The organism is Micromonospora sp. WMMD1155 (genome assembly GCF_029581275.1).
GTDB lineage: Bacteria > Actinomycetota > Actinomycetes > Mycobacteriales > Micromonosporaceae > Micromonospora.
The window spans coordinates 3,677,011-3,694,687 of the sequence record NZ_CP120742.1 but is presented as its reverse complement, the minus strand read 5'-3'; the positions used below and the strand labels follow the sequence as shown (position 1 = coordinate 3,694,687).

At 69.3% G+C, this 17,677-nt stretch carries 16 protein-coding genes; 7 read left to right on the top strand and 9 right to left on the bottom strand.

Annotation, left to right across the window (positions count from 1 at the left end):
- Positions 1–51: 51 nt before the first annotated feature.
- From O7617_RS16940 to O7617_RS16905, 8 genes are all read right to left on the bottom strand, one after another.
- Positions 52–423, bottom strand: coding sequence for a DUF805 domain-containing protein (locus tag O7617_RS16940; protein ID WP_282256763.1), 372 nt, complete (start codon positions 421–423; stop codon positions 52–54).
- 179 nt (positions 424–602) lie between these two features.
- Entirely contained in the window at positions 603–1,154 is a 552-nt protein-coding gene (locus tag O7617_RS16935) for an ATP-binding protein (RefSeq protein WP_282256762.1), read from the bottom strand.
- A 178-nt stretch (positions 1,155–1,332) separates the two neighbouring features.
- Positions 1,333–2,343, bottom strand: coding sequence for an alpha/beta fold hydrolase (locus O7617_RS16930; RefSeq protein ID WP_282256761.1), 1,011 nt, complete (start codon positions 2,341–2,343; stop codon positions 1,333–1,335).
- Positions 2,344–2,632: 289 nt separating this feature from the next.
- Positions 2,633–4,375, bottom strand: a complete 1,743-nt coding sequence (locus O7617_RS16925) for an ABC transporter substrate-binding protein (protein WP_282256760.1) — start codon at positions 4,373–4,375, stop codon at positions 2,633–2,635.
- 123 nt (positions 4,376–4,498) lie between these two features.
- Complete coding sequence (locus O7617_RS16920; protein WP_282256759.1) at positions 4,499–5,485, bottom strand: ABC transporter permease; 987 nt, start codon at positions 5,483–5,485, stop codon at positions 4,499–4,501.
- 10 nt (positions 5,486–5,495) lie between these two features.
- The gene (locus O7617_RS16915; RefSeq protein WP_282256758.1) at positions 5,496–6,503 is read right to left on the bottom strand and encodes an ABC transporter permease; all 1,008 of its coding nucleotides are present in this window, start codon (positions 6,501–6,503) and stop codon (positions 5,496–5,498) included.
- On the bottom strand, positions 6,500–7,618 hold the full coding sequence (locus tag O7617_RS16910; RefSeq protein ID WP_282256757.1) for a dipeptide ABC transporter ATP-binding protein: 1,119 nt from the start codon (positions 7,616–7,618) through the stop codon (positions 6,500–6,502). Before O7617_RS16910 ends, O7617_RS16915 begins: the two co-directional genes overlap by 4 nt.
- Positions 7,619–7,629: 11 nt before the next feature.
- Entirely contained in the window at positions 7,630–8,685 is a 1,056-nt protein-coding gene (locus O7617_RS16905; RefSeq protein ID WP_282264762.1) for an ABC transporter ATP-binding protein, read from the bottom strand.
- 277 nt (positions 8,686–8,962) lie between these two features.
- On the opposite strand from O7617_RS16905, the gene O7617_RS16900 reads away from it, so the two are divergent.
- The 6 genes from O7617_RS16900 to O7617_RS16875 all read left to right on the top strand — a co-directional run bounded on the left by O7617_RS16900 (position 8,963) and on the right by O7617_RS16875 (position 16,554).
- Positions 8,963–9,511: a Uma2 family endonuclease gene (locus tag O7617_RS16900; RefSeq protein WP_282256756.1), complete on the top strand. Its 549-nt coding sequence runs from the start codon at positions 8,963–8,965 to the stop codon at positions 9,509–9,511.
- A 33-nt stretch (positions 9,512–9,544) separates the two neighbouring features.
- On the top strand, positions 9,545–10,981 hold the full coding sequence (locus O7617_RS16895) for a TldD/PmbA family protein (RefSeq protein WP_282256755.1): 1,437 nt from the start codon (positions 9,545–9,547) through the stop codon (positions 10,979–10,981).
- A gap of 118 nt (positions 10,982–11,099) precedes the next feature.
- Positions 11,100–12,506, top strand: coding sequence for a metallopeptidase TldD-related protein (locus tag O7617_RS16890; protein WP_282256754.1), 1,407 nt, complete (start codon positions 11,100–11,102; stop codon positions 12,504–12,506).
- A gap of 242 nt (positions 12,507–12,748) precedes the next feature.
- The gene (locus O7617_RS16885; protein ID WP_282256753.1) at positions 12,749–13,555 is read left to right on the top strand and encodes a hypothetical protein; all 807 of its coding nucleotides are present in this window, start codon (positions 12,749–12,751) and stop codon (positions 13,553–13,555) included.
- Positions 13,556–13,567: 12 nt separating this feature from the next.
- A complete protein-coding gene (locus O7617_RS16880; protein WP_282256752.1) occupies positions 13,568–15,496 on the top strand; it encodes a fumarate reductase/succinate dehydrogenase flavoprotein subunit in 1,929 nt (642 codons plus the stop codon).
- Positions 15,493–16,554: a succinate dehydrogenase/fumarate reductase iron-sulfur subunit gene (locus tag O7617_RS16875; RefSeq protein WP_282256751.1), complete on the top strand. Its 1,062-nt coding sequence runs from the start codon at positions 15,493–15,495 to the stop codon at positions 16,552–16,554. Before O7617_RS16880 ends, O7617_RS16875 begins: the two co-directional genes overlap by 4 nt.
- 182 nt (positions 16,555–16,736) lie before the next feature.
- Here the strand turns inward: O7617_RS16875 and O7617_RS16870 are convergent, their stop codons facing one another.
- The gene (locus O7617_RS16870; RefSeq protein WP_282256750.1) at positions 16,737–17,177 is read right to left on the bottom strand and encodes a (deoxy)nucleoside triphosphate pyrophosphohydrolase; all 441 of its coding nucleotides are present in this window, start codon (positions 17,175–17,177) and stop codon (positions 16,737–16,739) included.
- Between the two features lie 183 nt (positions 17,178–17,360).
- Between O7617_RS16870 and O7617_RS16865 the strand changes: the two genes are divergently transcribed.
- Positions 17,361–17,669, top strand: a complete 309-nt coding sequence (locus tag O7617_RS16865; RefSeq protein WP_088991390.1) for a 4a-hydroxytetrahydrobiopterin dehydratase — start codon at positions 17,361–17,363, stop codon at positions 17,667–17,669.
- Positions 17,670–17,677: the final 8 nt, after the last annotated feature.

The following is a 17,677-nucleotide window of genomic DNA, read 5'->3' as shown; positions in this document are numbered from 1 at the left end:
CCTGTCGGAAAGGGGGCCGGCCTGCCCACTCCTGGAACGTGTTGTCGGCGCTCAGCCCTTCGGGTTGGGGCCGAAACGGTTCGTGCCCGGCGTGCTGTCCAACACGAAGAACACGATGAGGACGATGAAGCCCACGAGCGGCACCAGAGCGATCAGCAACCACCATCCCGTGCGGTCGGTGTCGTGCAGGCGTCGCACCCCGACCGCCAGCGAAGGCAGCAGCAGCGCCAGGGAGGCGACGAGGCCGATCAAACCGGTGGTGGAGCCCTCGAAGTCCAGTCCCAGCGCACCATCCAGGATGGACGCGACGATGCTGACCAGGACTGTGAACAAGGCGAACCACCAGTACTCGGACCGGCGGGCGCGGCCCGTGAAGCCGACGTACTTACTGAGAACCGACTTGACTGCGTCAATGAAGGACATGACTATCCCCGTTCGATTGAGGGGTTTTCAAGGTCATCGCGGAGGCAGCCAAACAGTTCGATCCGGCGAGGTCAAGGGGCGAACAGCCGAGGCGCGGTAGCCGCAGCGCCTATCGGGACCGACCGATGAGGCAAGCGCCGACGAGTCGAGTCGCTGCCCGGCACCGGACACACCTCCGGTCACAGACCGCTGGTGCCCTGGTCGGAGACCGACGGCGGCCAGCGGTGCGTACGCCACTGGTTCCACGTCGCGAACCCAGCCGGCGGGTCGTCGATGGCTTCGCTGCCGTCGAGTTCGCCCGGCGTCGGGACCTCGAAGTTCGCAGCCCACTCGGCGAGTTCGTCGTCGGACATCGGCCACGTCGTGTGCGGCGCTTCCGCTTGGCGCTGATCGAGCCGTCTGCGCTGCTCGGCCGGGGTGAGTGCGAAGTAGTGCAACTCCACCGTCGCGCCGACGTCCGCTGCTGCCTGCCGCAGCGCAGTGCGCTCGTTCCGACTCCACAGGCCGTAGTCGATCACGACGTTGGTGCCGAGTTCGAGGGACCGCAGCCCGATCTCGATGAGCCTTCCTTCGATCACGTCCTGGGCCGACGGCGGATTCTCCGGCCCGTAGAGAGCCTTCACCCACTCGTCCTTCGTCAGACGAAGAGCCTTCCGCTCGACCTCGATACGCCGAGCAGCAGTGGTCTTCCCGGTGCATGGGAGCCCCACCGTCAGGAACAGTGTCGTCATCCCCCGCCTCCGTACGAACGACCCCTCGTCACCGGGTCGGGACGACCCTATGCGCACCAGCCTTTCGCGCCGACCGATCCGGTCGCCCGAGCTCTGAGGATGCGCGCGGCCCATCGCATGGATCCACGAGCACCAGGGCACCCCGCACGGCCGCACGTGGTCGCGGTTCTCGTTCGACTCACCGGCCGCCCGGCACGGAGTTGAAGAAGTCGGAAAGAAGTCCGGCCGTCTGCGCAGGATCTTCGAGCATGGGTGAGTGACCGACACCGGGCATCAGCTCGACTGTCGCACCCGCAACGCCGCGGTACGCGGCCGCCGACGACGATCGCCACCTCTGGTCGAGCTCACCGAAGATGACCAGCAGTGGCTTGCCGAGGCTCGTGAGCCGATCCGGAAGGTGTCGCTGGGTCAGATAGTCCTCGGACGCCCGCGATGCCGCCGTGAGCCCGTGGTAGGTCATGCCACGCGTGTCGTCGACGAGCTGCTGCGGGACGGGGAAGCCGGGCGCGAACGCGGTGCTCAAGCCCCGGCGCAGAATCCCATCGGTCCGAAGTCGCCACAGGAGTTGACCCAGCACGGGGACGAAGACGAGCTTGCCGACCGGCCCGTCCGAGATGAAGGCGTCCAGGTGCGGTCCCGTGTTGACGAGCGCGAGCGCGGTCACCAGGTCGCCGCGGTGTTCGGCGAGCGCGGTGGCGACGTAGCCGCCGGTGGAGTGGCCGATCACGATGGCCTGTTCGACGCCGAGCTGGTCCAGTGCCTGCCCGACGCGGCGTCCTTGCTGCGACACGGCATAGCCGCCGCCGGTCGGTTTCGCGGATCGGCCATGTCCGAGCAGGTCGATTCGGATGACACGATGGGACGCTGCCAGCGTCGGGACGATCGACTTCCACCACTCGGTCGAGGCGCCGAGCCCGTGGATCAGCACGAGTACCGGGGCGTCGCGGGGTCCGTCCTGGCTGACGTTGATGTCGCCGCCGTCGAGCTGCAGGATCGTGTCTCCGGTGGCAGGCGCGGCCTGCCAGTTCACCGATGCCGCGTTGGCGAGGAGCAGTCCGACGACCGTGAGCAGTGTCGTCGAGGCGATGACGCGCCGTCGCCGACGGGCGTGACGTCCACGCGGTTGCTGGTCGGGCGCGCGCGGGTCGACCTCGTCGACCTGTTTGCCGGGGGCTGGCGATGCCGTCATGAAGTCACTGTCGCTGCCCTGCCGTGCCGCCGGCTTGGACGAATGTTCCCCTCAACCGCGCGCGTAGGGCCGTGGCCGCACTGCGAGGTGCAGGCGTGAGGCTGGGCCGTCGGCACGCCGGGTCGAGGATGCTCCAACGACTGAATCGTCTACGACATCAGCTCGAAAGGAAGCGTGCAGTACCACCCATCCCGGGCCGGCCGAACAGCGCTCGCGCTCGAAGGACGGACGGCGAGGGCCCCCTTCCGACGACGCTGTCGGAAGGGGGCCCGGCCTGCCTGCAATACGACTACGGCTTGACGTGCGCGTTCACGAACGACGGGTAGCCGAAGACGCTGGAGATGAAGATCCCGCCGGCCTTGGACCCGTGCACGTTGTACGCCACGTCGACGTACATCGGCACCACCGGCGCGTACTCCTTCATGATCCGCTCGTCGAGCTTGGCCCACTCCGGGCCCTGGTCGGCGGGGGCGAGGGCCAGGATGCGGTCCATCTCGGCGTTGATCGCCGGGTCGTTGAAGTAGGACTGGTTGCTGTTGCCCTCGGCCTTGATGGTGCGGCCGTCGTAGAGCACCGGCAGGATCGACGCCCCGCTGGGCCAGTCGGCCGCCCAGTTACCGATGTACAGGTCCCACGGGTTGTCCTTCTTCTTGATCTCGTCGAGCTTGGCGTCGTCGGAGATGTTCCGCACCGTGATCTTGAAGCCGGCCCGCTCCAGGTTGGCCTTGAGCTGCGCGCCCTGCTGCTGCTCCGTGGAGTTGTCGGCGACACCCAGCACCAGCTCCGGGGTCTTGCCGCCGAGCAGTTCCTTGGCCTTGTCGACGTTGCCGTTGGGACCGGCCGGGTACGCCTCGTACGCCTGGTAGCCGATGGTGGCCGGCGGCATCAGCGTGGTCAGCGGCGCGGCGACGTTCTGGCCGCCGAGCGCCTTGATCATGCCTTCGCGGTCGATGGCGTAGTTGAGCGCCTGGCGGATCTTGAGGTCGGTCACCCGCTGGTTGTTGATGACGAGCTGGTTGGCGCTCGGCGTCGGGGAGAGGATGCTGCGCGACTTGAGCGCGGGGTCACCGGCCACCTTGGCGACCAGCGAGGCGGGCACGGTGTTGAAGGCGAGCGCGCTCTGGTCGGCGCCGTTGTCGGCGATCACCCGGTTGTTGGCGGCGTCCGCGGTCGGGCCGAAGGTCCAGACGAACTGGTCCGGGTACTGGTGCCGCACCGGGTCGGTGGCCGGGTCCCAGTTGGGGTTGCGGTCCAGGGTGAGCTGTACGCCGACCTGGTTCTTGGCGATCTTGTACGGGCCGGACGAGAACGGCTGCTTGTCCACGTCGATGCCGGTGTCCTTGTCGGCGGGCAGCGGCGCGGTCGTCGGCAGTGAGGCCGCGAACGGCAGGTCACAGCGGGGCTTGGCGAACTCGAAGCGCAGCGTCTTGGCGTCCGGCGTGCTCAGGCCGGGCGGGAGCGACGTCTTGTTCTTCTTGAAGTCCCACTTGGTGTCGAACTGCGCGGTGTCGGCCAGCCACTCCTGGATGTAGGTCGGGCCACCGGAGAGGTCGGGGTCGAAGGACCGGGCGATGCCGTACGCGATCTCCTTGGAGGTGATCGGCCGGCCGTCCTCGAACTTCACCCCGTCCTTGATGGTGAATTCCCAGACCTTGCAGTCGTTGTTGACGTTCTTGCCCGGGGTCTCGGCCAGGTCACCGACCAGGACCAGGCCGCCCTTGCCGTCGTCCTTCCAGGTGGTCAGGTAGCGGGACCAGAGCGGGTTGGCCATCAGACCGGCGAACGAGTACGTCCGCTGCGGGTCGAGGTGGGAGATCGGCGACTCGCGGATGACGGTGAAGGTGCCACCCTTCTGCGCCCCGCTCACCTCGGCCGCGGGCCCCTGCGAGTCCTTGGGGTCGGTCGAGATGACCCCGGTCTGCGTCCGGTTGGTGTCCACCGTGGTGCCCTCGCCCGTGTTCTTCGAGCACGCACCCAGTGCCACCACCAGAGCGATCGCGCCGCCTGCGGCAACCGCCACGCGTGGTCGCATGAAATACCCCCTTCAGCCGTGTGCCGTGCGGTCTCGTCGGGGCGAGAACCACCGACGTCCCGAGGATCGTAAGGAAGAAAACCTACGAGTTGTGTAACAGTTGTCGATAAGTTTCGCCATCGGTCACCGCAGCCGTACCCGCGGATCGATGGCCGCGTAGAGCAGGTCCACCAGCACGTTCGCCAGGACCACGAAGACGGCCGCGATCAGCACGGTGGCCATGATCGTGGGTAGGTCACCCGAGCGCACCGCGTCCACCGCCGTACGCCCCAGCCCCTGGATGCCGAACGTCGTCTCGGTGATCACCGTGCCGCCCAGCGCCCCGCCCACGTCCAGCCCCGCGATCGTCACCACCGGGGTGATCGCCGCGCGCAGCGCGTGTCGCCCGTACACCTTCGGTTTGGCCAGGCCCTTGGCCCGCGCGGTCCGGACGAAGTCCTCCGACAGCGTCTCCAACATCTGCGCCCGCGACAGCCGGGCGTAGATGGCCGAGAAGAGGAAGGCCAACGCCACCCAGGCGAGCACCAGCCCACTGGCCCACTTCGCCGGGTTGTCGAAGAGGGAGGTGTAGCTCGGCACCGGCAGCCACCGCAGGTTGTAGACGAAGACCAGCAACAGCACCGCGCCCACGAAGTAGAGCTGCAACGAGGCACCGGTCAACGAGAAGCCGATGGCGGCCCGGTCCAACCAGGTGCCCCGCCGCAGCGCGGACACCATGCCCAGCCCGACCCCCAGTAGCAACCACAGGATCGCCGCCGGGATCACGATGCTCAGCGTCACCGGCAACACCCGGGCGATGGTGTCCGAGACCGCCTCGTTGGTGACGTACGACCAGCCCAGGCAGGGCGCGTCGCACCGGCCGCCCTGGGCGCTGCCCAGGTCCCGACCGGTGACGATGCCCTTCATGTAGCCGGCGTACTGGCTGATCAGCGGGTCGTTCAGGCCCAGGTCGTCGCGGACCCGCTCCAACCGCTCCGGGTTGCAGTTCTTCGAGCAGATGCTGCTCACCGGATCACGCGGCAGGGCGAAGAACATCAGGAAGGTCAGCACGCTCACCGCGAAGAGCGTCAGCGTGGCCGAGAACAGTCGCTTGAGCAGAAATCGCGCCATCGGGTACCCCCTACCGGGACGACTTCGGGTCGAGCGCGTCCCGCAACGCGTCGCCGAAGAGGTTGAAGGCGAACACCAGCGCGAAGATCACGATGCCCGGGAAGAACACGTACGCCGGGTCGGTCTGCAGGTAGTCCAGACTGCGGTAGATCATTCGGCCGAAGCTCGGTGTCTCGTCGCTGAGCCCGACGCCGATGAAGGAGAGCGCTGCCTCGCTGGTGATGAACTGCGGCACCGCCAGGGAGAACGACACCAGGATCGGCGCCCAGATGTTCGGCAGCAGCTGCCGGAAGAGCATGTGCCCCAACCCGGCGCCGCTGGCCTTGGCCGCCTCCACGAACTCCCGCTCACGCAGCGCGATCACCTGCCCCCGCACCAGCCGGGCGGTGCTGGTCCAGCCGAAGATCGCGAAGACGGCGATCAGCACGCCCACCCCGAAGGCCGACGACACCTGCCCCCGCTCGCCGTAGAAGCGCAGCGTGATGGTGGGGGTGAGCGCCAACGCGATGATCAGGAAGGGCATCGCCAGGGTCAGGTCGGTGATCCAGTTGACCACCGCGTCGAGCCAGCCACCGAGGTAACCGGCGAGCGCGCCGAGCGCGACGCCGATCGTCGCGGTGATCAACGCGGCGGCGAGAGCGATGAACAACGACGTGCGCAGCCCGTAGACCAGCCGGATGAAGATGTCCCGACCCAGCCCCGGCTCCAGACCGAACCAGTGCTCCCCGGTGACACCACCGGCGTACCCCAGCGGCATGCCGGAGCCGTCCAGCAACTGCTGGAACTGCTCGCGCGGGCCGATCCCGTAGACCATCTCGATCAGCGGGGCGGACAACCCCAACACCATGAAGAACACCAGGAGTACGCCGCTGACCACGGCCGTGCGGTCACGGCGCAGCCGCAGCCAGGCGAGTTGACCGGGTGAACGGCCGACGACGCCCTTCTCGGCGGGTCCGCCCGCGTCCGTGCCGGACTCGATCTCGGCCAGCGCCACACCCTCCACCGGGGAGAGGCTCACGACGACACCTCCTCGACGGTCGGGCTGGTCGACCCGGCCGCTTCCGGGCGCGTGCCGGCCGGTCCCCCTTCGGGGCTCGTGCCGGCCGGTTCCCCTACCGGGCTCGTGCCGGCCGGTTCCCCTTCCGGGCTCGTGCCGGCCGGTTCCCCTTCGGGGAAGTGACACGCGGTGGACTGCCGGCCGCCGTCGCGCGGGACCAACGCCGGATCCTCGGTGGCGCAGAGGTCCTGCGCCTTCCAGCAGCGGGTACGGAACCGGCAGCCCGACGGCGGGTCGAGCGGCGTCGGCACGTCACCGGTCAACCGGATGCGGCCCGCTGGGCCGAGCCGGGTGACGTCCGGGATCGCCGAGAGCAGAGCCCTGGTGTACGGGTGCTGCGGGCGCTCGTAGATGTCCTCCCGATCGCCGATCTCCACGATCCGGCCCAGGTACATGACCGCGACCCGCTGGCAGAAGTGCCGGACCACGGCCAGGTCGTGCGCGATGAACACGAACGCCAGACCCAGCTCCCGTTGCAGGTCACGCAGCAGGTTGACGACCTGCGCCTGGATCGAGACGTCCAGCGCGCTCACCGGCTCGTCCGCGACGATCAGTTTGGGCCGCAGGGCCAGCGCCCGGGCGATGCCGATGCGCTGGCGTTGACCGCCGGAGAACTCGTGCGGGTACCGGTTGTAGTGCTCCGGGTTCAACCCGACCAGCTCCAGCAACTCCTGGACCCGGGCCTTGACCCCGCCCGGCGGTCTGATGCCGTTGACCTGCAACGGCATCGCCACGATCCGGCCGACGGTGTGCCGGGGGTTCAGCGACGCGTACGGGTCCTGAAAGATGATCTGGAGTTCCTGACGCAGTGGGCGCAACTCTCGGCGACCGGCGTGCGTGATGTCCCGCCCGGCGAACTCGATGCTGCCGCTCGTCGGCTCCAGCAACCGCACCAGCATCCGGCCGGTGGTGGTCTTGCCGCAGCCCGACTCCCCCACCAGCCCGAGCGTCTCGCCGGGGCGCACGTCGAAGTCGAGCCCGTCCACCGCCCGCACCAGGCCGGTGTCGCGCAGCCCCTGTCGTACCGGGAAATGCTTGGTCAGGCCGCGCACCCGCAACAACGGTTCGTCGGTCACCTCCACGGTCCTCACACAGCCACCCCCACTCGTGCGACGTCCTCGGCGTAGAACGCGGCGCGCTCCTCGGCGCCCAGGTGGCAGGCGACCAGGTGCCCGTCGCCGCCCGCCGGACGCAGCTCGGGCGTCTCGGTGCGGGATCGGCTGCCGGCGCGGTCCGCATACCGGCAACGCGGGTGGAACGCGCAGCCGGACGGCAGGTTGATCAGGCTCGGCGGGTTGCCGGGGATCGGCACCAGGTCCGCGTCCGCGTCGCCGTGCAGCGACGGCACGCTGGAGAGCAACCCCCAGGTGTACGGATGCTGCGGCGAGCGGAGCACCTGCTCGACGCTGCCCCGTTCGACGGCACGACCGCCGTACATCACCAGCACGTCGTCGGCGACCTGGCCGACCACGCCGAGGTCGTGGGTGATCAGGATGATCGCGGAGTGGAACTCGGCCTGGAGGTCGGCGAGCAGGTCCAGGATCTGCGCCTGCACGGTGACGTCCAGCGCCGTGGTCGGCTCGTCGGCGATCAGCAGTGCAGGGTCGTTGACCAGCGACATCGCGATCATCGCCCGTTGCCGCATGCCGCCGGAGAACTCGTGCGGGTACTGGTCGAAGCGGCGGCCCGCCTGCGGGATGCCGACCCGGTCCAGCATGTCGACAGCCCGCTTGCGGGCCTCGCGGCGGTTGGCCTTCGGGTGATGCACCCGGTACGCCTCGGCGATCTGTCGACCCACCGTGTAGTAGGGGTGCAGCGCCGACAGCGGATCCTGGAAGATCATCGCCATGTCCCGGCCACGCAGCCGGCGTACCTCCTCGTCGGGCAGGCCGACCACCTGTCGGCCGCCGACGGAGATCTCACCGGTGATGGTGGCCCGCTTGGGGTCGTGCAGGCCGAGGATGGCCAGCGAGGTGACGCTCTTGCCGGAGCCGGACTCACCGACGATGCCGAGGGTGCGACCCCGCTCGACGGCGAACGACACCCCGTCGACCGCGCGCACCACGCCGTCCGAGGTGTCGAACCGGACGCGCAGGTCACTGACCCGCAGGTAGGCGTCCTCGCTGCCGCGCTGCGTCGGCACGGCGGGATGGTCGTCCGGCTTCCCGGACGGCGCCGGATCCGAGCTGTCCACGGCAACCTCCCTCAGTGACGAAGAGAACTTACAACAAAGTCCCGAGGGTGAAAATAAGCTACAAAGTCGGCACGTGTCAGCGGGCCCGAGCGTAACGAGTCGGCATCGGCCCCGCATCCCCGTCACCTCGCCATCCACGCCCGTTCATGGCTCCGATCGCACGTCAAGTGCGATCATTGGGCGAGCAGCCAGCAAAGGATGTCCGTGGCACGAGGTGGAGGTGACGATGACCGCGGCGGTGTTCAACCATGAAGGCCCGTGGACCGAAGAGGAGTACCTCGCCCTCGGCGAGACGCAGCAACGCGTCGAACTCTTCGACGGGAGCCTCCACGTGACCCCAGCCCCCACCCCCCGACACCAGAACATCTCCGGCGAACTACGCGCGATGCTACGAGCCCCGGTTCGCGAGGCCGGCCTACACGTCTTGGAAGCGGTGAACGTCCGCCTCAGGCCCGGCCGGATCCCGATCCCTGATCTTGTTATCACCGGCCCGATCGACTTCGACGAACTCAACGTCGAGGCAGGTGACGTGCGGCTAGTTTGCGAGATCATCTCGCCGAGCAACGCGTCGACTGACAAAGTGCTCAAGATGCACTACTACGCTGCCGCCGGCATCGAGTGGTACCTCCTGGTGGAGCAGGAGAGCGGCACCATGCATCTGTACCGGCGGCGGGGCGGTCACTACATCGAGCAGTCCGTAACCAGACCGGGCGATCAGCTGGTGCTCACTGAGCCGGTGAAGGCCACCATTCGGCCGGAGGAGTTGCTCCCCTGACGGGTGTCGGTCGGCTGGCCTAGGGTCGGTCCCATGACCGAGTTCGACGCGGCCACCGCCGCCGTCCAGGCCGCCCTCGACGCGGGAGCGCGGTACGCCGACGCACGGGTGATGCATCGCCGCTACGAGTCGATGACCGCCCGCAACGGTGACGTGGAGGAGCTGACCCAGGACGAGAGCATCGGGCTTGGCGTCCGGGCGCTCGTCGGCGCCAGTTGGGGCTTCTACGCCGTACCCGATCTCTCCGACGCCGCCGCCCGCGACGCCGGCCGGCGCGCGACGCGTACCGCGATGGCGAGCGCGCGGGTGCCGGGCCCGGCAGTCGACCTGGTGCCCACCGAGGCCGTCACCGCGAGCTGGGCGTCCGGCTGCCAGATCGACCCACTCGGGGTGCCACTGTCGGACAAGGGCGACCTGCTGGTCGACGCGACCCGCGCGATGGTCGAGCACGGTGCGGACCTGGCCGAGGGCCTGTACCAGGTCTGGGACACCGCGAAGTGGTTCGTCTCCAGTGAGGGCCACCGGATCGACCAGCGGATCCGCGAGTGCGGTGGCGGCATCTCCGCCACCTCCATCGGTGACGGCGAGACGCAGCGGCGGTCCTGGCCGAGCTACCGGGGGCAGTACGGCACCACCGGTTGGGAGTTGGTCGAGTCGCTCGACCTGGCCGCGCACGCCGCGCAGATCGCCGACGAGTCCCGGGCGCTGCTCACCGCGCCGCTCTGCCCGGCCGGTGAGACGGATCTGATCCTCGGCGGCGAACAGTTGGCCCTGCAGATCCACGAGTCGGTCGGGCACGCCATCGAGCTGGACCGCATCCTCGGCTGGGAGGCGGCGTTCGCCGGCACGTCCTGGTTGGACCTGGCCCAGCTCGGCTCGCTGCGCTACGGCTCGGAGCTGATGAACATCACCATCGATCCGACGATCCCGGGCGCGCTGGGCAGCTTCGGCTTCGACGACGAGGGCTCCCCGGCGGTCAAGCGGGACGCGGTTCGCGACGGCCGCTGGGTCGGTGTGCTCGCCGGTCGGGACTCCGCCGCGATGGCCGGCCTCGACTACGGCGGCAGCGTACGGGCCGACGGGTGGGCACGCCTGCCGATGGTGCGGATGACGAACGTGGGCCTGGAACCCGGCCCGCACACCCTGGAGGAGATCATCGCGGCGACCGACGACGGCGTTCTGATGGACCTCAACCGGTCCTGGTCGATCGACGACAAGCGGCTCAACTTCCAGTTCGGCTGCGAGGTCGGCTGGGAGATCAAGAAGGGGCGGCGGGGGCGGATGCTGCGCAATCCCACGTACACGGGGATCGGCCCGCTCTTCTGGCGCTCGATGGACATGCTCTCCAACGAGACGATCTCCTGGGGCACGCCCAACTGCGGGAAGGGCCAACCCGGCCAGATCGGCCACACCGGCCACCCGGCGGCGCCGGCCCGGTTCCGCAACGTCCGGGTGGGGGTTTCCGCGTGAGCGCGAGGAGTGAGCCGGGGTTGCGAGCCCCGCAGTCGCGAACGAAAGGGAGCTCAGTGAGCGCGAGGAGTGAGCCGGTCTTGCGAGCCCCGCAGTCGCGAACGAAAGGCGGCACCGCGTGAGCGCGAGGAGTGAGTTGGAGCTGGCGGGGCAGGTCGTCGAACTGGTCCGGCAGCTCGGCGGGCCGGCGGCGCAGGCCGATGCGGTGGTGACGCGGGCGGATCTGGCGCTGACCCGGTTCGCCAACTCGGCCATCCACCAGAACGTGGCGGAGTCGACTGTCGGTGTCCGGTTGCGGCTGCATGTGGACGGCCGGACCGCCGCCGGCAGCGGCAGCGTGGTCACCGCCGACGGGCTGCGCGCGCTGGTGGAGCGGACACTGGCCGCGGCCCGTCTCTGCCCACCCGACCCGGGTTGGCCGGGGCTGACCGAGCCGACGCCCACGCCGGACGCGCCGCCCGTGGACGAGGCGACCGCGTACGCCGAGCCGGATCAACGGGCCGACCGGGTGGGCGCGTTCGTGGCCGCCGCCGGGGGCCTGAGCACGGCCGGCTACTGCCGTACTGCGCACCGGTCGTCGGGGTTCGCGAACTCGGCCGGGCACACCGCGTACGGCCGCTCGGCGGAGGCGGCGATGGACGGCATCGCCCGCCGCGACGGCGCGGACGGGGTGGCCCGACGCAGCGCGGATCGGCTCTCCGACCTCGACGGTGCCGCGTTGGGGGCGCACGCGGCGGCGAAGGCGCAGGCCGCGGCCGATCCGGTGGAGCTGCCGCCGGGGCACTACGAGGTGGTGTTCGAGCCGGCCGCGGTGGCGGACCTGTTGCAGAACCTGTCCTGGTTCGGCTTCAACGGCAAGCGGTACGCCGAACGGCAGTCGTTCGCCGAGCCGGGGGTCGCCCAGTTCGACCGGGCGGTGACCCTGGTGGACGATCCGCTGGGCGCGTCGGGCCTGCCGTTCGACGCGGAGGGCACCCCCCGTGGGGCGTTGACCCTGGTCGAGGCGGGCACCACGCGGGCGGTCGCGCACGACCGACGGACCGCCGTGGAGGCGGGTACGCAGTCCACCGGGCACGCGGTCGCGGGTGGCGCCACCTGGGGGCCGATGGCGCGCACCATGCGGCTGGTCGGCGCGGCGGCGGGCCCGGCCGGTGCGAACGGCCGGAGCACCACCGGCGCGGCGGCCGGGGCGGTCGTCGACGCGGACACGGCCGCACTGGTCAGCGGTGTGCGGCGGGGTCTGCTGGTCAGCGACCTGTGGTACACGCGGGTGCTCGACCCGAAGAGCCTCGTCGTCACCGGGTTGACCCGCAACGGCGTCTGGTTGATCGAGGACGGCACCGTCGTGCGGGCGGTACGCGACCTGCGGTTCACCGAGTCGTACCCCCGGGCGCTCGGGCCGGGGGCGGTGCTCGGGCTGGGCGCGCGGCCGGTGCGCCAACCGGATCGGGTGGACGGTGCGTGGTGGACGGCGCCGCCGGTGCGGCTGGCGTCCTGGCACTTCACCGGAGGCGCCTCCGGCTGACCTTCGCCGATACGGCACCGACCGCCGCATCGAGGGTCTTTTCCGCAGGCCAGACACACGGGACGGTCCCTTGCGCGGACGGCTCGCAGAGATCGGCGTAACGTGTGTCACTTAGCTGCGTCGGTCGATCCGGCGTGGTCGTTGTGTGCGCAGGACGTGGCAGCGGGTGCGGTTCTCCGGTCCGCGTGCCGACCGGTGAAAGCTCAGCCCGCCCGTACGGGCCCGTCGAGGAGACGACTCGAATGACTTCAACGGCAACGAGGCCGCGGGGGGCGCGGGCGCGCGCCGCCATCGCGGCGAAGACGTTGCGTACCGACCGCTGGTGGTTCGCCCCGCTGATCACCGTGATCGGGCTCAGCGCCTGGGTCGCGTACGCGACGGTCCGGGTCTTCATGCACGACTTCTACTGGGTCCCGGATTACCACTACCTGACCCCGTTCTACTCGCCCTGCGTCACGGAGCGGTGCATTGAGGGCGCCTCGCACTTCGGGCGGTTCCTGCCCGGCTGGTGGATCATCCCGGACGCCGCGTTGACCCTGCCGTTCCTGCTGCTGTTCCGGCTCACCTGCTACTACTACCGCAAGGCGTACTACCGGTCGTTCTGGCTGTCGCCGCCGGCCTGCGCCGTGCCGGACGGCCACAAGGAGTACGGCGGTGAGACCCGTTTCCCGCTGCTCGGTCAGAACCTGCACCGCTACTTCTTCTACGCCGCCGCGATCATCTCGCTGATCAACACCTGGGACGCGATCCTCGCGTTCCACTCCCCCAAGGGCTTCGGCTTCGGGCTGGGCAACATCATCCTGGTGCTCAACGTGGTGATGCTCTGGGCGTACACCATCTCCTGCCACTCCTGCCGGCACATCATCGGCGGCCGGTTGAAGCACTTCTCCAAGCACCCGGTGCGGTACCGGGCCTGGACGTTCGTCTCGGCACTGAACGTCCGGCACATGCAGCTCGCCTGGATCACCCTCGGCACCCTGGCGCTGGCCGACTTCTACATCATGGCGGTCGCTGCCGACTGGTTCTCCGACCTGCGGTTCATCAACTAAAGGGCCCCTGACATGACCACTACCACTCGCATCGAACGACACCACTACGACGTCGTCGTCATCGGGGCCGGCGGCGCCGGTCTGCGTGCCGCCATCGAGGCCCGGCTCGCCGGCAAGAAGACCGCGATCATCTCCAAGTCGCTGTTCGGCAAGGCGCACACGGTGATGGCCGAGGGCGGCGCGGCCGCGGCGATGGGCAACGTGAACAGCCGGGACAACTGGCAGGTGCACTTCCGCGACACCATGCGCGGCGGCAAGTTCCTCAACAACTTCCGGATGGCCGAGCTGCACGCGAAGGAGTCGCCGCAGCGGATCTGGGAGTTGGAGACGTACGGTGCGCTCTTCGACCGCACCAAGGACGGCAAGATCTCGCAGCGCAACTTCGGTGGCCACGAGTACCCGCGTCTGGCGCACGTGGGCGACCGGACCGGTCTGGAGCTGATCCGCACCCTCCAGCAGAAGATCGTCTCGCTGCAGCAGGAGGACCAGCGGGAGTTCGGCTCGTACGACGCTCGGATCAAGGTGTTCTCCGAGACCACGATCACCGAGCTGCTGCTCGACGGTGACCGGGTCGCCGGCGCGTTCGGCTACTACCGCGAGTCGGGCGAGTTCATCCTCTTCGAGGCGCCGGCCGTGGTGCTGGCGACCGGCGGTGTCGGGCGTTCCTACAAGGTCACCTCGAACTCGTGGGAGTACACCGGCGACGGGCACGCGTTGGCGCTGCGCGCCGGGGCAACGCTGATCAACATGGAGTTCCTCCAGTTCCACCCGACCGGCATGGTCTGGCCGCCCTCGGTGAAGGGCATTCTGGTCACCGAGTCGGTCCGTGGCGACGGTGGTGTCCTGAAGAACTCCGAGGGCAAGCGGTTCATGTTCGACTACGTCCCCGACGTCTTCCGCAAGCAGTACGCGGAGACCGAGGAGGAGGCGGACCGCTGGTACACCGACCCGGACAACAACCGGCGTCCGCCGGAGCTGCTGCCCCGCGACGAGGTGGCCCGCGCGATCAACAGTGAGGTCAAGGCCGGTCGGGGCTCCCCCGCCGGCGGTGTCTTCCTGGACATCGCGAGCCGGCGTTCGGCCGACGAGATCCGTCGGCGACTGCCGTCGATGTACCACCAGTTCAAGGAGCTGGCCGACGTCGACATCACCGCCGAGGCGATGGAGGTGGGGCCGACCTGTCACTACGTCATGGGCGGCGTCGAGGTGGACCCGGACTCGGGTGCCGCCTTCGGCCACGTACGCGGGCTGTTCGCCGCCGGTGAGGTGTCCGGCGGCATGCACGGCTCCAACCGGCTGGGCGGCAACTCCCTGTCCGACCTGCTGGTCTTCGGCAAGCGGGCGGGCGGCCACGCGGCCAGTTACGCCGACGGGCTGACCGCCCGGCCGAAGGTGGCCGTGGACGCGGTCGAGGCAGCCGTGGAGACCGCGCTCGCTCCGCTGCAGCGTGACACCGGCGAGAACCCGTACACCCTTCAGCAGGACCTCCAGGCGGTCATGGGGGATTTGGTCGGCATCATCCGGCGGGAGGGTGAGCTGGCCGACGCCCTGGTGCGGCTGGCCGAGCTGCGCGAGCGGGTCGCCAAGGTGAGCGCGGCCGGTGGGCGACGCTACAACCCGGGCTGGCATCTGGCCCTGGACCTGCGCAACATGCTCGTGGTCTCGGAGTGCACCGCGAAGGCGGCGCTGGAGCGGCAGGAGTCGCGCGGCGGGCACACCCGGGAGGACTACCCGGCGATGGAGCCGAAGTGGCGGCAGGTGAACCTGGTCTGCTCGCTGGACGGCGACAGCGTACGGCTGACCCGTAAGCCGCTGCCGAAGATGCGGCCGGAGCTGATCGGCCTCTTCGACCGTGCGGAGCTGGCCAAGTACCTCACCGACGAGGAGCTGGCCGACTTCGACGCCCTCGTCGCCGACGCTGGAGAGGCGGACAACCGATGAGCGCGAAGCGTCAGTTCCGGATCTGGCGGGGCGACGAGACCGGCGGGGACCTGCAGGACTACATGGTGGAGGTGAACGAGGGCGAGGTCGTCCTCGACGTCATCCACCGTCTGCAGGCCACCGACGCACCCGACCTGGCCTGCCGGTGGAACTGCAAGGCCGGCAAGTGCGGCTCCTGCTCCATGGAGATCAACGGCAAGCCGCGACTGGGCTGCATGACCCGGATGTCGACCTTCGGCGACGACGAGACGGTCACGGTCACCCCGCTGCGTACCTTCCCGGTCATCCGGGACCTGGTCACCGACGTCTCGTTCAACTACGAGAAGGCACGGGAGACTCCGGCCTTCGCCCCGCCGGCCGACGTGGCACCGGGTGACTACCGGATGCAGCAGGTCGACGTGGAACGCTCGCAGGAGTTCCGAAAGTGCATCGAGTGCTTCCTGTGCCAGACGGTCTGCCACGTGATCCGCGATCACGAGGAGAACAAGCAGGCGTTCTCCGGCCCCCGGTACTTCATCCGGGCGGCCGAGCTGGACATGCACCCGCTGGACACCCGGACCGACCGCAAGGAGTACGCGCAGGCCGAACAGGGCCTCGGTTTCTGCAACATCACCAAGTGCTGCACCGAGGTCTGCCCCGAGCACATCAAGATCACTGACAACGGGATCATCCCCATGAAGGAACGGGTCGTCGACCGCAGGTACGATCCCCTTGTGTGGCTTGGTAGCAAGATCTTCCGTCGGGGCGAGACGCCCCAGACCAGCGTGACCACCGCCCGTCAGGGCTCTGCGACGCCGGGTTCGGCCCACGGTGGGCTGCACTCGCACGCGGGTGGTTCCCACGACTCGCGGGCTGAGGCGCAGGCGCAGAGCGGCGTCAACTGGGACCGGGAGGTGCCCCACCCGACCGCTCCGGCGGTGGACGACCGGGGCAAGCTGCCGCTGACCGAGCTCACGTTCGACCGGCCCGCCGCGCCGTCGCCGTTCGGTGACGACGTGACGTTCCCGCTGCCTCCGGAGCACCTCAACTTCGCCCACCCGGACCAGGACAAGCACTGACCACCCGAACCAGACGGGGGCCGCGGCTGTTGCCGCGGCCCCCGTCCCGTTCCCACCCACCCCCACCCCCATTCGGGCGTTGATCATGAAGTTGTTGCTGCGACACGCCGCGGTCAGCCTGGCGGTAACTTCATGATCACCGAAGGGGAAGGGTCGGGGCTGAGGCCAGGGAGCAGGCTGGGTTAGGGAGTTTCGAGGAGGGGGCGGAGGGCTGCGACGATGGGGGCGTCGGCGGGGAGCCAGGTGACCGAGTCCAGCTCGTCGGCGGTCAGCCAGCGCAACCCCTCGTGCTCCAGGGCCTGCGGCTCGTCGCCGTCGAGCAGGCGGGCCGCGTACACCTTGAGCACCGAACGGCCGTGTGCCATCCGCACGTCCCGGCCGACCCGGTCGCCGATCTCCACGCGTACGGCCAGCTCCTCGACGCACTCCCGGACCAGGGCGTCGACCTCGGACTCCCCCGGCTCGACCTTTCCGCCGGGGAACTCCCACATCCCCGCCACCTCCGGCGGCGCGGAACGCGCGCAGGCGAGCACCCGCCCGTCCCGGATTATCGCCGCACCGACGATCACCTTCAGGTCGCGTCGTTCGGCCTGCCCGCCATCATTAGCCCGTTCGGTCCGCACGGGCGTCCAGGGTGCCAGATCAATCGGCGGTTTGGGTACCGGAACCGTCCGCTAGGCCAATAGAACACGGAAGTGTGGGCGTGGACACCCCTCCCGCGTGGGGAGAGACTAGGGGACACCGACAAGACACGGGATGGCGACGATTTGGCCACAAGCCGGCAACGGCGCTTGGGGGGTGCGGTGATGCGCGTGCTGTTCAGCAGCAGGTCGAAGCACGACTACCTTGCCGACGCGTTGACCTTGCTATCTGGTTGGACGCGCGAAGGGGAGCAGATCCGACGGACGCTCGTGATCGACGATACCCAACACGCGGCGCTAACTGAACGAGTCAAGGTGGTCGCGGACGCGCTGCACCTGCGCCCCGAGATCAGTCGACGGTCCGACAGCACCCAGATCCGGGTCGGGCACGGCAACGGCGAGCCGCTGACCGAGGGCGAGGTCCTGCTGGCCGCCCGCATCGAGGACGCCTACCGCGCGGTCACCGAGTCCTGAGACCCGCG

Excerpts from the sequence above, each read along its gene's own strand:
- O7617_RS16940 (WP_282256763.1), bottom strand. The coding sequence starts at position 423 with ATGTCCTTCATTGACGCAGTCAAGTCGGTTCTCAGTAAGTACGTCGGC.
- O7617_RS16935 (WP_282256762.1), bottom strand. The coding sequence starts at position 1,154 with ATGACGACACTGTTCCTGACGGTGGGGCTCCCATGCACCGGGAAGACC.
- O7617_RS16930 (WP_282256761.1), bottom strand. The coding sequence starts at position 2,343 with ATGACGGCATCGCCAGCCCCCGGCAAACAGGTCGACGAGGTCGACCCG.
- O7617_RS16925 (WP_282256760.1), bottom strand. The coding sequence starts at position 4,375 with ATGCGACCACGCGTGGCGGTTGCCGCAGGCGGCGCGATCGCTCTGGTG.
- O7617_RS16920 (WP_282256759.1), bottom strand. The coding sequence starts at position 5,485 with ATGGCGCGATTTCTGCTCAAGCGACTGTTCTCGGCCACGCTGACGCTC.
- O7617_RS16900 (WP_282256756.1), top strand. The coding sequence starts at position 8,963 with ATGACCGCGGCGGTGTTCAACCATGAAGGCCCGTGGACCGAAGAGGAG.
- O7617_RS16895 (WP_282256755.1), top strand. The coding sequence starts at position 9,545 with ATGACCGAGTTCGACGCGGCCACCGCCGCCGTCCAGGCCGCCCTCGAC.
- O7617_RS16885 (WP_282256753.1), top strand. The coding sequence starts at position 12,749 with ATGACTTCAACGGCAACGAGGCCGCGGGGGGCGCGGGCGCGCGCCGCC.
- O7617_RS16880 (WP_282256752.1), top strand. The coding sequence starts at position 13,568 with ATGACCACTACCACTCGCATCGAACGACACCACTACGACGTCGTCGTC.
- O7617_RS16875 (WP_282256751.1), top strand. The coding sequence starts at position 15,493 with ATGAGCGCGAAGCGTCAGTTCCGGATCTGGCGGGGCGACGAGACCGGC.
- O7617_RS16865 (WP_088991390.1), top strand. The coding sequence starts at position 17,361 with ATGCGCGTGCTGTTCAGCAGCAGGTCGAAGCACGACTACCTTGCCGAC.